The sequence below is a fragment of the Elusimicrobium simillimum genome (assembly GCF_049639735.1).
GTDB classification, from domain to species: domain Bacteria; phylum Elusimicrobiota; class Elusimicrobia; order Elusimicrobiales; family Elusimicrobiaceae; genus Elusimicrobium; species Elusimicrobium simillimum.
The window spans coordinates 1,666,775-1,679,736 of record NZ_JBEVVA010000003.1 but is presented as its reverse complement, the minus strand read 5'-3'; the positions used below and the strand labels follow the sequence as shown (position 1 = coordinate 1,679,736).

The following is a 12,962-nucleotide window of genomic DNA, read 5'->3' as shown; positions in this document are numbered from 1 at the left end:
TTTTTATGAATAAAAAAATAATATTAACAGTAAGCACGGTTTTAGCGGTATGTTTTGTAAGCTCCGCCGTTTTTGCCCAGGAGAGACTTAGAACCAGGGGTAAAGAAAACGGTATGATACTGGACCTTACCAGATTCTCTTTGGGCACCATGAACAATGTGGAAGATAAAAAACAGTATCTTTCCACCATACAGTTAGAAAAGCAAAGAATACAAAACTATACTCTTGGCGTGGTATATGAAAACGCCTACACATTTTACCGCCGCGGCGACTATCAGCGCGCGCAGGAACTGGCTCAGGCAATTTTAGCGGTTGACCCGGAATTTAAAAACGCGCGTACTTTGGCCGAGCAAGCGCACCGCATGGGCACCTACGGTACGGTTAGCGAGGCTGAAATTGTCGCCGCCAAAACCGCCGAGGGCCAGCGCCTTTACGAACTTGGCAGACTGGTTGAGGCCAACAGAAAATTTGAAGAAATTTTAGCCATACAGCCAAGCAACGGCGCCGCCAGAAACTGGATAGCCAAAATTGATAAAGAAATAGCCGTTGAGCACGAACGCCGCGGCGACGAAGCCTACGCCGCTAAAGATTACGACAAAGCTTTGGACCAGTGGTACAGCGCTTTGCTTATAAAAAAATCTGACACAGGCCTGGTAAACAAAATTACCAAGACTGAAAAACAGATTAAAGATACGCAGCTGCAGGCCGCCATGAAAGAGGGCGCTGAAAATTACGCCAACGGCAAATATCTTGCCGCTTACAACGCTTTTGACAAAGCTTTAAAAATACAGCCCGGCGAGCCTAAAGCGCAAAAATTTGCCTCACAGCTTAGGACGGAAATCGCGCAAGGTTACGTGGACTCCGGCAACAGAAATTACTACGCGGGTAAGTATGATAACGCCATTGCCAACTGGCAGGCCGCCAAGCAGTGGGGGTATGACTCCGCGCCGTTAGATAACGCTATCAAAAAAGCCAGAAACGCTAAATTGGCGCCTAAGAAAACCACCACCAAAACCACAACAGGCACCAAGACGCCCGATACAACGCCTGTGGAGCCGGATGAATTTAAACCTATTATAGAGGAGCCTGACTTTAAGGCCCCGCTGCCCACGGTAGATTCCGCCAGAGTGTCTGAGGAAAACAGAAGACTTTCGCAGGAAGCGTACACAAGAGGCGCCCGCGCTTTTAACGACGAGGACTACGAAACCGCGCGTAAAGAATGGACGGCCGCCCGCCAGCTTGACCCGGGTAACTCAGACGCTGAACAGGGCTTAAGAAGAGTGCAGGAAATGTTGGAGGTAAGATAAATGAAGCTTAGCTTAAAGTGGTTTGTCTGTTTTGCCGCTACCGCCTTATATGTAATTATAATGGGGGGGCTGTTCTTTTACAACTTGTTCAACTTTATGTTTGACCACAAGCTTCAAAATGAAATTGCCGAGGAAGTGCGTTCACGCGCTTCTGTAATGGCGCACGGCCTTGCCTCACAGCCGGGCTTGATTACCTTTGACGAACTGCAGTTAATGAATAACTGGATAAGAACGGACGACCGTATACAGGGCATAATTTACCTTAACAGCGACGCTTCCATCCGCTGGCACCGCGACGGCAGTTTGATTAAAAAGACTTATGATGACGCCAGAGCGGAGGATATTTTTGCCACAGGCGCCGTAGTGCAGGCGTTTAACAGGGGCGTGGTAAAAACAGTAATGTACGGCAACGGCAATTATTATGATATGGCGTTCCCGCTGCGCGCCGCGCAAAACGAGCTTATAGGCGTGGTTAATATACAAGTGTCCAGAGTGTCGGCCAAGCAATTGGTTAATGACGCGCTGGTAAAATACGCCTACAGCACGTTTATTATTATGATTTTGATGGGCGGTATTTTGTATATTTTCATATACGCAAAAATAGTCAGCCCTTTAGTTAACCTAAGAGGCGCGGTTGAAACGGTTTCTTTAAAAGATTTAAAACTTAATTTTAAAAACCGTAACGACGAAATAGGCGACGTGGCCTCCGCTGTGACAGAGCTTTTGGGTCGCGTTAAAAAAGAATTTAAAGGTATTGAGTCACAATCCAAAAAGAAAAAAGACGTTGAGCAGCTTTGGTGGAAGGCGCTGCTTGCGGTAGCTATTTCCAAAGGTTCCAGAGCTTTAGTGGTGGATAATGACAACAATATTATGTTTGCCAACTTTGAAATTTCTGTTAAAAAAGACGGCCCGCTGCACCTGTTAGATATTTTTGACGGGCAGCAAAGCCAGATAATAGAAATTATTGGCAAAGCAATGGATACCCCGGGTAAAGTGTACAAAGGGGAAGCGTCCGTAGGCGACGGTAAATTTATAATTAGGGCCGTGCAGCTGCCCAGCGCGGAAAACAACGCAAGAACAATGATAGTACTTGAGCCTGAAAAATAAAAAAATTGTATTATTTAGATATAGCTTTGAGGAGATTAACTATGAGAATAGAAATTAAAAAAGTAAGTATTATGTCAATGCTTTTCTCCGCATTACCGATAGCGGTATTTGCGGTTATGCTTATATGGGGGCTCATAAATATTTTTGGCGGCAACCAGACCTCCACTTCAGTTTTTGGGTTAATTATGTCCGCCGTGGCCATGGCCGTGGTAAGGACGCTTATCCTTATGGTTTGCGCTGTGGTGGGCGGCTTTGTTTATAACCTTCTTTGCGCTATAGGCCTTAAAGGCTTTAGAATGGATTTGGAAGATAAATAGGTTAAACTAAAATGAAAAAGACAACATTACTTTTACTCGCGTTAGTATTTGTTTTTGGCGCTTGCTCTAAAACGGCCCAAACAACAACAGCGTCCGCCACGCCTAATGTGACGGAAGAAGTGGCGGCGGTTCCTTTTGATATGGTTATTATAGAAACCCCGGTTTCACCCGGCACCGGTATGGAAGACCCGGCGCTTACGCGCGGGCTTGAAATGTTTGCCAAAGCGCCCGCCAACATTACAAAAGTTGATTATGCTTTAGCTAAAGACGCTCCTGAATATGCCGGTCTTGATATGAGCTATATGCCTTTATATCTTATTAAAAAGAATGAAGCCACCATGGCCGCTTTTAACGAACATATTAAAGCGGGTTATATCAAAACACACGGTGACTTTATAGTATTTGAACGCCAGACAAGAAAGGGTATATATATGGACAAAAAATTACAGTCTAACACACTGGAAATTTTTGTCATGTCACAGTGCCCTTACGGCGCTATGGCGGAAAATAAAGTTATAGACGCGCAAAAAGCCGGTAAAATAGGCAAAGATATTAAAATAAAACTGCGCTATATTGTTACCGATATGGGCAACGGCGATTTTAGAAGTTTGCACGGCCCGGCTGAATGGGAAGAAAACGTAAGACAATTGATTATACAGAAATACTATCCTTCAAAATTATGGAAGTATCTTGAGGAAAGAAATAAAAACTACATTTCTTCCAGATGGGATGTTGCTTTAAAAGCCGCGGGCATACCCGTGAACAATGTCACATCCAAATGGGACGAAGGCGTAAAAATGTTGCAGCAGGACGCTAAGTATTCGCAAGAGTTTAGGGTAAGCGGTTCGCCGTCTTTCCTGTGGGAAGGCAGAACAGTGCTTGACTTTGGCTCTGTCGGCCAGGTAAAGGGCTTAGAGTTTCTTAGCCCCACTGCGCCTGGCGCCGCACCCGGCGCCCCGGCTGTTAACCCCGGCAGCTGCTAAACGGGCAAAATAAAATATTTTGTTTTTTCAGGGGGCATTAGTGCCCCCTTATATATTAAAGAACTATGTCAAGACACCAGTCAAAAAGTTTGTTTACCGCTATTGTTAAGGTGCTGTTAATTACAGCGCTGGTACCTGTTATTGTGTTTGGGGCGTATATGTTTATTATAGACTCCCGCATGATAAAGGCGGAACTTTTTGACAAACAGTCATTTATGAACATGACTGTGGAAAATACGGTAAGAAGCTTTTTTGGTAAAAAACGCGGTTTGCTGCGTTCTTTTTTAAACTTTCATTATGTGTATGCTAAGCACCCCGGTATTAACAGGGGTGACCTGCAAAGTATGATGGGTATGTACCCGCAGGATATTAACGCTATAGCTTTTATGGATAATAAAGGCGTTATAAGGAACGCTATAGGCAATCTTAACCTTACCACAGGGCGCAACGGCGAGCTTAACGCTATTAAATATCTTTCTTTAAATAAAGGGGAAGATTACATTGGTGTTATTAAGACAGAAAGCGGCGGCAGGCACAGTATAGTGATTTCTGTTCCTTATATGGAAAATAAAAAAGTACAGGGTGTGCTTATAGCGCGCATCAGCCTGGCCGAAATGGTGGAAAGTTTAGAAGATATTTTTGTGGAAGGTATGTTTTATGGTATTTTTACCACGGACGGCAATGTTATAGCATCTTCCACGCCGGTAACTGAAGATATTGTAAACGCGCTAAAATCTATGAACGGCAAACGCAGCGTGGAGGCTAAGTTTAGCGACGGCAAAAAGCATCTTATAACTACCAGCGTTATCAGCGCCACAGGCTGGATAGTTTATGTGCAGCAGCCTTCGCAAACCTGGACCAGGATTATCAGCAAAAACTCGGAATCCGTTTACATTGTACTTGGTATGATTGTGGGCGTAATAATATTTGTGCTGCTATTAAGTAAAGTTGCTATTAAACCTATTGTGCAGCCTATGAAGTTGTTGGAAGACGCCGCCGCCGCGCTTAGTAAAGGCCAGTACGATTACCTGCCTAAAATTGACAAAATACCTGACAATGAAGTGGGCGATTTGTTTAGCGCGTTTATAAAAATGTCGCAGTCTCTTAAGGAGCAGCGTGAAGATATTTTAAAAGCGGAAAAAAACCTTTCCGACACCAACGCCATACTTGAGCGTAAGGTGGAAGAACGCACCCGCGCGCTGGGCCGCGCCACAGACGCGCTGGTTAAAAAAGAACGTTTAGCCGCCATAGGTGAGCTGGCTTCTATTATCAGCCATGAAATAAGAAATCCGCTTGCCGTTATCAGCAATTCTTCTAAACTTATTAAAGCTATTGTGGGTGAAGAAAACCCCAAGCTGCAAAAGCAGTTTAATATTATAGACAGCGAGGTCCGCCAAGCCAACAGAATTGTTGAAGAAGTGCTTGGTTACGCGCGCGACAGAAAACAAATTTTAACTGAAGTTGACCTTAATACTTATGTTAAGGAGCTTATTGCCACGCAGCCTGTACCGGAAAATATTAAGGTAGAAACATTGTTAGACGAACAAAGCGCCGTTATTAAAATTGACGCCGAGGAAATGAAGCAGGCTTTACGCAACCTTATAGGCAACGCGGTAGAAGTTATGCCCAGCGGCGGTACGCTTAATATAGGCACTAAAGTAGGCAAAAAAGTTGTATGCATTTGCATAAGCGACGAGGGTGTAGGCATGGGTGAGGACACTCTGCTTAAAATATTTACGCCGTTTTTTACCACCAAAGCAAGGGGCACCGGCCTGGGCCTGGCTGTGGTTAAAAAAGCCGTGGGCAACAATAAAGGCAAAATGTTTGTAGAGAGCGAAAAGGGCAGCGGCACCAAGTTTAAAATATATCTTAGAAGGTAATTATGGAAAAACAAGCAAAAGTATTAGTGGTGGACGACGACAAAAACTTAAGGGAAACTCTGGCTGACCTGCTTGAGATGGAGGGCTACAGCGTGTATCAAGCCGGCGACGGCAAAGAGTGTTTGGACCTTGTCGCGTCCGAATTTTTTAACGTTATAATAATGGACTACAACCTGCCCGATGTGACGGGGCTTGAGATTATTAAACAAATAAGAACCTTTAACTCTGAAACGCAGATTCTTATGGTTACGGCGCACGCGTCTCTCAACGCTATGATAGGCGCCATGCAGGAGAGCGTGTATGACTTTCTTATTAAACCGGTGGATTTTGATTACCTTAAAAGAACAATTAAAAGAGCTTTAGAAAAGTTTTATTTGGAACAAAGCAACAAAGAACTTTTGCAGCAGCTTACCAAAAGTAACGAGGACCTTAAAAAGCTTGATAACATGAAGTCCAGGTTTTTCTCCATCGTCTCGCATGACCTGTCTAACTCTCTCATGACTCTTAAGATGAGTTTTGACATGTTCAAAAAGAAAATTGTGTTAGACGAAGACCAGACAAAAAAACTTGGTTTCATGCAGGAAAGTGTGGACCAGATAGAATTTTTAATACGTGACCTTGTGGACTGGGCGGCTATTGAAAGGGGCAAACTGAGAATAGAAATAAGACCTTTTAACCTTACCGCTGTCGTGCGCAACATTGCCGAGGTTTTTAAAGAAAAAGGCATAAGCACTAAAGGCGTTGCTGTTACGTTTGAGTCCGCCGGCGACATTACCGTCAGCGCGGACGAGAAGAGGATTAAGCAGGTAGTGTCAAACCTGCTGGAAAACGCTTTAAGGCATTCTGATAACAACGGTATGATTGAAGTAAAAATCAGTAAAATTGATGAAAAAAATGCTAAAGTATCGGTTAAGGATAATGGCGACGGCATCGACTCTAAGGACGCGCCGCAGCTTTTTGACAGTTTTTCCCAAATTGGGGAAAAGGGCAAAGTCGGCCGCTTAGGGCTGGGGCTTTCTATATCAAAAGATATTGTTACTAACCATGGCGGCAAAATTTGGGCGGAAAGTGAAGGCAAAGGTAAGGGCGCGACGTTCTCGTTTACCCTGCCGCTTTCCCATTAAAAAATTTAATACATCAAACGGAGCTCAATATTATGGCTGAGAAAAAAAAGAGAGTTAAAATAGTTATAGTGGACGACCAGACCCTTTTTAGAGAGGGTATTAAGGACGTTTTAACTGGAGAAAAATGGATAGAGGTTATTGGTGAAGGCGCCGACGGTGAAGAAGCCGTTGCGTTAGCCAAAAAGCTTAAACCGGATGTGATTCTCATGGACATTAAACTGCCCAAAATGGACGGTATAACAGCCACACGTAAAATACGTGAGGAAAACCCCGACATTAACGTTCTCATGCTTTCCAGCTTTGAGGACGAAGCGCACGTGCTTGACGCCATACAGGCGGGCGCTAACGGTTATTTGTCCAAAATGTTACCCGCGTCCGAACTTTTGAACTCTATCAAAACCTTCACCAGCGAAGGTCTTATGATACCCCAGCAGCTTATGGGCAAACTGCTACACGGGCTTAGAAAGATGGGCGACAACGGCACCCCGTCGCAGGCGCTTCTTACCAAAACAGAAATTAAAGTTATTGACCTGCTTGGCAAAGGCCTTAGCAATAAAGAACTGGCGACAGAGCTTAGCTGCAGCGTCAAAACTATTAAGAACCACCTTAACAGCGCGTTCCATAAACTGGGCGTAAGCAGCAGGACGGAAGCTGTGGTAAAGGCTATTGAAAAAGGTCTTATTTCGTCGGAAGACTCCAGAACCTGCTAGGAGTTACAATGCAGTTAAAAAAGTTTTTTGTTAAAGATAAAAAAGGTCAAAGCACTGTTGAGTTTATGTTGTTGCTCGGCACAGTGGTAAGTTTAATTTTGACCTTTTTTGTCTTATTTCACGAAAAGCTTGCGGGTATGTTTTTTTATCTTATAGGCGGGGTGCTTGGGTAATGATAGGTATATTTAGCACTATGCTTAACGGCTTACGCGGCAAAAGGGGGCAGTTTCTGCTTCCCGCGGTTATGCTTGTGCCTATAGTGCTGCTTATTATTTATCTTATTTACGAGACCGCCAAACTCTCCAGAGAAAAAATTAAACAACAGTTCGCCATAGACTCCTCGGTAGTGGTGGAGATGCAGCCCGCAGCCACCATTCTTAACGCTACCGCCTATATGAACGGCGCTATGCCTTACAGGCTGTTTAGAGGGGAGATGAACATTCCCATCCAGCACAAAGACGGCGGGGAAACTCTTACAATTTACGACTGGTTTTACCGCGGCGGCGCGTTCCCCGGCGCGGGTAATATGGATGATGAAGGCTCTTGGGCGCCTAAAGACACTGACCAGCAATGGGATATTAAGTACGCCGCGGGCATGCGCCCCGGCTGGGATAAAGAGGCCCCTACGCTTGATGAAGACGCCTGGTTAACTCTTACTGACCGTGAGATATCAGACAAATATTATGTTAACAGAACGGTGTTTGGCCAGTTTTTCAAAATGTACATGATTTATTATAACGTACTTGGCGATATACAGAAAGAGCAGTATAACGTTTATAAAGATTTATCTGAGAAACAAAGCTTTTTCAGGAAGTCATACTGTATGAATTTAGGTGAAGATGTTAACATGTCTATATGCGGTAAAGAGGGCGCGCGGTCGTTTAGCGGATTAAATATCAGGATGGATGAGATGCGCCTTAAAAAATTTATAGCCAACTATGCTGAACTTGAACAGTTTGGCACGCAATATTGGCACTTTGGCGCTATTGACCCGCCGACGCAATATGTCATATCGGACTATCATTCCGAGGATTCCGTTTACCAGTTTTCTTTTCCGGACGCGGGCTCAAGAACTGTACTTAAAAAAATGTACAGGGGTGTGGATGTTGTGCAGCCTTTTACGCCGCCTAACAACTATTTTAATATTAATCTTACCCGCTACAACCCGCGCGTAAGGGCAAAAGTTTCTATTCAGTGCGGTAACAAAAATAACAACTGCGTCTGGCCCAAACCCACGTCTAAATACCAGGTGAGGTTAGAGCCATGATAAGAAAGTATTTTGTTGTCAACCGCCGCGGTCAGGCCACAACAGAGGTTGTGCTGCTGCTGCCGTTATTTTTAATTTTTATACTTTTTATGTCCAAAATATTCGCGCTGCTGGTGCTGGTGCAAAAGATGGAAATTGCCGCCACTTATGCCGCGCGCCGCTGGCAGTTGGAGGCGCACCCGGACGAATACTACGCATCCGGCTGGGACAAAAACTTTTTACTTAAAGATATAGAAAAGTCAGTTTCTGAATACATCGGTTTTAACAATATGGCTACAAGAAACTTTTTAAGTTTAAGCACCATGAAGCTGGACGTTAAAAGAACGCAGGTATGGAACGAGATTATTTTAACCGTACACACCCGCCCCGTACGCGCGGGCATACTGTGCAACTACAATAAACATAAAATATGCGAAGACCAGCGTATTAGGGAAAACTGTTACCGCGGGTTCAGCTACCTGTGCGAAGCGGGCGGCCAACTGCCGCCTGTAAGAAAGTTTGTTTCCAACAGAGACAGGCCAAACTCCTTTGAACTTAATATAAGAAAAAGAAAATAATTAATATAAAAAAAATGCCCCGCTCAGTTTGAGCGGGGCATTTTAATTTCAAAAATATTTTACATTAAAAGCGGTACCATAACAAATGACAGCATCATGCCAAAACTATAGCTTGATATATTTGTTACCAGCGCCAGTAGTACAGAGTCGTGCAGGTTAATGCGGCGTTTGTTAAGCAGGTATATCAGCCCAACCTCAATTAAAAAGGTTAGTATCCATATAATATAAGACTGCGCTATATAGCGTGGCAGCAGAAACCATGTGGCGGGCAGCGTAAGAATGTTAGCTATCACTACTGCTTTCATTATAGAGAAAGGCTTTTTCATTACCGCTAAAAATGCCAGCGCGGCCAGAATTTCAAGTATAAAAGAGCTTACTACTGAAAATATAGTGTCCAGCTTAAGCATTTCACTTACGGTGTTGGAAGATTCTTTAAAAGATATTTTAAGGTCGTCGCCGTTTATATCAACGGTGTATTTAGAAAATATTTTTTCGTGCACTTTAAAAACATTGCTTTCTCTTTGTACTCCGTCTGAAAACATTACAAAAAGTTTAGCGTAAGGTTTAAAGTCATAGGTTACTGCGTGGCAGGTGTCGCGGTCGCAATAAAGCTTTTGCATGCCATAATGGCCGAGAGGTTCGCTTTTGTCGCACAGCGCGTCGGCGCATACAATAAGCTCTGAATATTCCGGCACAATTTGCAATTTCTCAGAGTTTTTGTTTGTGAAAATAAAGTCAATCTCGGGCTTTGGTGAAAAGTCAGCATGCGCGCACACAGCCGCCGTCATAAGTAAAAGGAATAGAATTTTCTTCATAAAACACCTTTGTATAAAATCTTATTTTTATTATATCATTATATAAAGAATAGGAGAATCAATATGTTCACAGATAAAGAATTGCAAAAATACGCCCAAGTGCTTGTCTGGGCGCTTAAACAGGCCAGGACGGGGAAATTTAAAAAATATGACTCAATTTTGGTGCGTTATGACGCCGCCGCCACAACGCTTGCGGACAGGGTGTTTGAAATACTTATTAAAGAAAAATTCAATCCTGTTTTACAAATGTTAAACTCAGAAGCCAGCGCCAAATCTTTTTATACATATGCTGACAATACCCAGCTTAAAAATATGCCAAAATGGGTGGTAGCGCAACAGGCAAGCCTTAACGGGCTTATAGCCATACACGCGCCGCAAAGCCTTACACATTTGGCCGCGGTTGACCCTAAAAAAATAGCGCTTGCCGCGCTTGCCAAAAAGGGTATTAGAGAAATTTTAGATAAACGTGAAGCGGCGGGGGATTTTGGCTGGACGCTGTGCAGTTTTCCTACCGAGGCGCTTGCCAAAAGCGCGGGCCTTACCGTGGCGCAGTACGCGGAGCAGGTTAAAAAAGCCGTTTACATTACCGAGCGCGACCCCATAGCCAAATGGCAGGAAATATTTAAAAGTATGAACGATATCGCCGCCTGGCTGGGCAGCCTTAAAATAGACACTATTAATACGCAAAGTAAAAATATGGATTTAACCGTTAAACTTGGTGAGCAGCGCAAATTTTTATGCGCGCGCGGCTGCAATATGCCGTCGTTCGAGATATTTACCTCGCCCGATTGGCGCGGCACAAAAGGCACGTATTTTGCCAATTTAAAGTCACTTAGAAGCGGGCAGATTATTGAAAATATTAAAGTAGAGTTTGCCAAAGGCCGCGTGGTAAAAGCCAAAGCAGCGAAAGGCGAGCAGTACCTTAAAAAAATGATAGCCATGGACGCCGGCGCGGCGCAGGTGGGGGAATACTCTCTTACAGACGCAAGAATGTCAAAGATAGACCGCTTTATGGCTGACACTCTATTTGACGAGAATTTTGGCGGTAAATACGGCAACTCGCACATAGCTTTGGGTTCCAGCTACGCAGATACCTTTGCCGGTGACGTAAGCAAACTTACCAAAGTAAAAAAGAAAGCGCTTGGTTATAATGACTCATCTTTACACTGGGACATTATTAACACAGAAGATAAAATAGTTAAAGCTACGCTAAAAAACGGCAAGGTGGTAACTATATACGAAAGCGGCCGGTTTAAGTATTAGTTAATCTTTCCCACTTTAGCTTGGGGGAGTATGTCAATGTAGGGGCGGATCTTGTGTCCGCCCTTTGCTAATTAAAAAACACCGTTCCTTTGGCAGTAAATATAATAACAGCTTTGCTTGGGGGCCTCACGCCCTTACAGGCCTGAGGGCGCTGCAATAATATATAAAAATACCGCACCGGAGTTAAGCCCGGCGCGGTATTTTATTTTTTATAAATTTATCAATCCAACAGCCAATAGCCGTCATCGTCTTTTTTTGCGCCGATTGTTTTGCAAATACTATCATTATCACCGTCTAGCGACTGGCAGTGGTACCGGTTGCTGTAAATGGGGTCCGTGCCACCATCATAGGCAGGTGTAAAATACTGCACAATATAGCCGCGTTTGGTATTTTCCGCTATTATAGATAGTCCGCATAACCCGTTGCTCCCGCAAATAGCTTCATCTATATAATAGGTAAAATTTTTTGACGTCGGTTTATCTATCCCGCCCATGGCGTATAACTCGTCTTCGGAAGCGCGTGAGGCGGTTTCATAGTCAGACATAAACGCAAAGTCCCCCGCAGAGCCCAGCGCTCTTAATACTGTTTTAGCTTCCGCTATGCGGGATTTTTCCACAGCTTTGGTATACTGCGGCAAAGCGATTGCCGCAAGTATGCCTATAATAAGTACTACTACCAAAAGTTCAATCAGTGTAAAACCTTTCTTCATTTTTTATCTCCTTGAATTTACCAGCATTGCCCCGCGCCTGCTTCGTACGCGTATCCGGACCCTTTGCAAATACTTTCGTATTTATCGTCGTCATAAGAACACTTTATTTCGCCTGTTGTGTCGTCCACATATAAGCAAAGCATACAGTTAAAACTTGTTGTACAGTCCGCGCCGCCGGGGCCGGTGTTTCTGCGGTAAGCCACAGGTGTGCCGCCCGGGGAGTAGATTACTGCGTAAAGGAAGTTTTTAGTTTGCACAAACTGTGTGCCTATTTTTGTGCCGGGCAGGTCTATATCCAAATCATCAATTGTAGGCGCGGATATTTGATAAGGGGTTTCCGGGTTAATGGGGCCGCCTTGCGCCAGGTCATAAATTTGGCCGGCGTCTTTAATTGTTTTAAGCATAAGTCCGGCTTCGGCCAGACGTGACTTTTCCACCGCTTTTGTATACTGCGGCAAAGCAATTGCGGCAAGTATACCTATAATAAGTACCACTACCAATAACTCAATCAGTGTAAAACCCTTTTTCATATTTTATCTCCTTAAGACAATAATCCCCCAGTACAGGGGGATTATTATATAACAACAAATTTATTTATTTCTTGGCGAATTTGGCCAGCGCCATAGCCGCGCCAAAAACTTTGCCCCATGTGCCCGAGAGCGACAGTGTAATAGTTTCCAACAGTTCAAATGTTTTGCTGGTGCGTTCTACCTGCTCGTTGGCGTTTAGCACTAAAAGTTCTACAGACTCGGCCGTTTCTCTTGCTTGTATAAGAAATTTTACCGCGTAAATTATTAAAATTACCAACGCTACCGTAAGTACCCCTGCGCAAATTTGATAAACCAACATAAGCCCCTCCCGCCGTATATATTTATACGTATAATAATATTAAACAAGTTTCCGCCCCCGCAGTCAATATAAAA

General features: G+C 43.9%; 14 protein-coding genes. 10 read left to right on the top strand and 4 right to left on the bottom strand.

What is annotated here, in order from left to right; all coding sequences use genetic code 11:
• Positions 1 to 5: 5 nt before the first annotated feature.
• The 9 genes from AAIR98_RS08590 (at position 6) to AAIR98_RS08550 (ending at position 9,252) form a co-directional block, all read left to right on the top strand.
• Entirely contained in the window at positions 6 to 1,307 is a 1,302-nt protein-coding gene (locus AAIR98_RS08590; protein ID WP_423971781.1) for a tetratricopeptide repeat protein, read from the top strand.
• Entirely contained in the window at positions 1,308 to 2,414 is a 1,107-nt protein-coding gene (locus tag AAIR98_RS08585) for a hypothetical protein (RefSeq protein ID WP_423971780.1), read from the top strand.
• Positions 2,415 to 2,455: 41 nt separating this feature from the next.
• Positions 2,456 to 2,731 carry a hypothetical protein gene (locus AAIR98_RS08580; protein WP_423971779.1) on the top strand — a complete coding sequence of 92 codons (276 nt, stop codon included), beginning with the start codon at positions 2,456 to 2,458 and terminating at the stop codon, positions 2,729 to 2,731.
• 11 nt (positions 2,732 to 2,742) lie between these two features.
• Entirely contained in the window at positions 2,743 to 3,714 is a 972-nt protein-coding gene (locus AAIR98_RS08575) for a hypothetical protein (RefSeq protein ID WP_423971778.1), read from the top strand.
• A gap of 65 nt (positions 3,715 to 3,779) precedes the next feature.
• On the top strand, positions 3,780 to 5,594 hold the full coding sequence (locus AAIR98_RS08570) for an ATP-binding protein (protein ID WP_423971777.1): 1,815 nt from the start codon (positions 3,780 to 3,782) through the stop codon (positions 5,592 to 5,594).
• Between the two features lie 2 nt (positions 5,595 to 5,596).
• Positions 5,597 to 6,718: a sensor histidine kinase gene (locus tag AAIR98_RS08565; protein WP_423971776.1), complete on the top strand. Its 1,122-nt coding sequence runs from the start codon at positions 5,597 to 5,599 to the stop codon at positions 6,716 to 6,718.
• 32 nt (positions 6,719 to 6,750) lie between these two features.
• Entirely contained in the window at positions 6,751 to 7,428 is a 678-nt protein-coding gene (locus AAIR98_RS08560; RefSeq protein ID WP_423971775.1) for a response regulator transcription factor, read from the top strand.
• A 172-nt stretch (positions 7,429 to 7,600) separates the two neighbouring features.
• Positions 7,601 to 8,695 (top strand): hypothetical protein, encoded by a 1,095-nt coding sequence (locus AAIR98_RS08555; protein WP_423971774.1) that lies wholly within the window; start codon positions 7,601 to 7,603, stop codon positions 8,693 to 8,695.
• Positions 8,692 to 9,252 (top strand): hypothetical protein, encoded by a 561-nt coding sequence (locus tag AAIR98_RS08550; RefSeq protein WP_423971773.1) that lies wholly within the window; start codon positions 8,692 to 8,694, stop codon positions 9,250 to 9,252. Before AAIR98_RS08555 ends, AAIR98_RS08550 begins: the two co-directional genes overlap by 4 nt.
• Before the next feature lie 59 nt (positions 9,253 to 9,311).
• Here the strand turns inward: AAIR98_RS08550 and AAIR98_RS08545 are convergent, their stop codons facing one another.
• Positions 9,312 to 10,067, bottom strand: coding sequence for a hypothetical protein (locus tag AAIR98_RS08545; protein WP_423971772.1), 756 nt, complete (start codon positions 10,065 to 10,067; stop codon positions 9,312 to 9,314).
• Between the two features lie 63 nt (positions 10,068 to 10,130).
• Here AAIR98_RS08545 and AAIR98_RS08540 point away from each other — a divergent pair, with 63 nt between their 5' ends.
• Positions 10,131 to 11,330 carry an aminopeptidase gene (locus AAIR98_RS08540; RefSeq protein ID WP_423971771.1) on the top strand — a complete coding sequence of 400 codons (1,200 nt, stop codon included), beginning with the start codon at positions 10,131 to 10,133 and terminating at the stop codon, positions 11,328 to 11,330.
• A gap of 220 nt (positions 11,331 to 11,550) precedes the next feature.
• Here the strand turns inward: AAIR98_RS08540 and AAIR98_RS08535 are convergent, their stop codons facing one another.
• From AAIR98_RS08535 to AAIR98_RS08525, 3 genes are all read right to left on the bottom strand, one after another.
• Positions 11,551 to 12,039 carry a type IV pilin protein gene (locus AAIR98_RS08535; protein ID WP_423971770.1) on the bottom strand — a complete coding sequence of 163 codons (489 nt, stop codon included), beginning with the start codon at positions 12,037 to 12,039 and terminating at the stop codon, positions 11,551 to 11,553.
• A gap of 17 nt (positions 12,040 to 12,056) precedes the next feature.
• Entirely contained in the window at positions 12,057 to 12,569 is a 513-nt protein-coding gene (locus AAIR98_RS08530) for a type IV pilin protein (protein WP_423971769.1), read from the bottom strand.
• 64 nt (positions 12,570 to 12,633) lie between these two features.
• Entirely contained in the window at positions 12,634 to 12,888 is a 255-nt protein-coding gene (locus tag AAIR98_RS08525) for a hypothetical protein (protein WP_423971768.1), read from the bottom strand.
• Between the last annotated feature and the right edge of the window lie 74 nt (positions 12,889 to 12,962).

Bases quoted from the DNA above. Each gene is read 5' to 3' on its own strand.
- AAIR98_RS08550 (WP_423971773.1), top strand. From the start codon at position 8,692: ATGATAAGAAAGTATTTTGTTGTCAACCGCCGCGGTCAGGCCACAACA.
- AAIR98_RS08580 (WP_423971779.1), top strand. From the start codon at position 2,456: ATGAGAATAGAAATTAAAAAAGTAAGTATTATGTCAATGCTTTTCTCC.
- AAIR98_RS08535 (WP_423971770.1), bottom strand. From the start codon at position 12,039: ATGAAGAAAGGTTTTACACTGATTGAACTTTTGGTAGTAGTACTTATT.
- AAIR98_RS08530 (WP_423971769.1), bottom strand. From the start codon at position 12,569: ATGAAAAAGGGTTTTACACTGATTGAGTTATTGGTAGTGGTACTTATT.
- AAIR98_RS08545 (WP_423971772.1), bottom strand. From the start codon at position 10,067: ATGAAGAAAATTCTATTCCTTTTACTTATGACGGCGGCTGTGTGCGCG.
- AAIR98_RS08540 (WP_423971771.1), top strand. From the start codon at position 10,131: ATGTTCACAGATAAAGAATTGCAAAAATACGCCCAAGTGCTTGTCTGG.
- AAIR98_RS08585 (WP_423971780.1), top strand. From the start codon at position 1,308: ATGAAGCTTAGCTTAAAGTGGTTTGTCTGTTTTGCCGCTACCGCCTTA.
- AAIR98_RS08570 (WP_423971777.1), top strand. From the start codon at position 3,780: ATGTCAAGACACCAGTCAAAAAGTTTGTTTACCGCTATTGTTAAGGTG.
- AAIR98_RS08590 (WP_423971781.1), top strand. From the start codon at position 6: ATGAATAAAAAAATAATATTAACAGTAAGCACGGTTTTAGCGGTATGT.
- AAIR98_RS08525 (WP_423971768.1), bottom strand. From the start codon at position 12,888: ATGTTGGTTTATCAAATTTGCGCAGGGGTACTTACGGTAGCGTTGGTA.
- AAIR98_RS08560 (WP_423971775.1), top strand. From the start codon at position 6,751: ATGGCTGAGAAAAAAAAGAGAGTTAAAATAGTTATAGTGGACGACCAG.
- AAIR98_RS08575 (WP_423971778.1), top strand. From the start codon at position 2,743: ATGAAAAAGACAACATTACTTTTACTCGCGTTAGTATTTGTTTTTGGC.
- AAIR98_RS08555 (WP_423971774.1), top strand. From the start codon at position 7,601: ATGATAGGTATATTTAGCACTATGCTTAACGGCTTACGCGGCAAAAGG.
- AAIR98_RS08565 (WP_423971776.1), top strand. From the start codon at position 5,597: ATGGAAAAACAAGCAAAAGTATTAGTGGTGGACGACGACAAAAACTTA.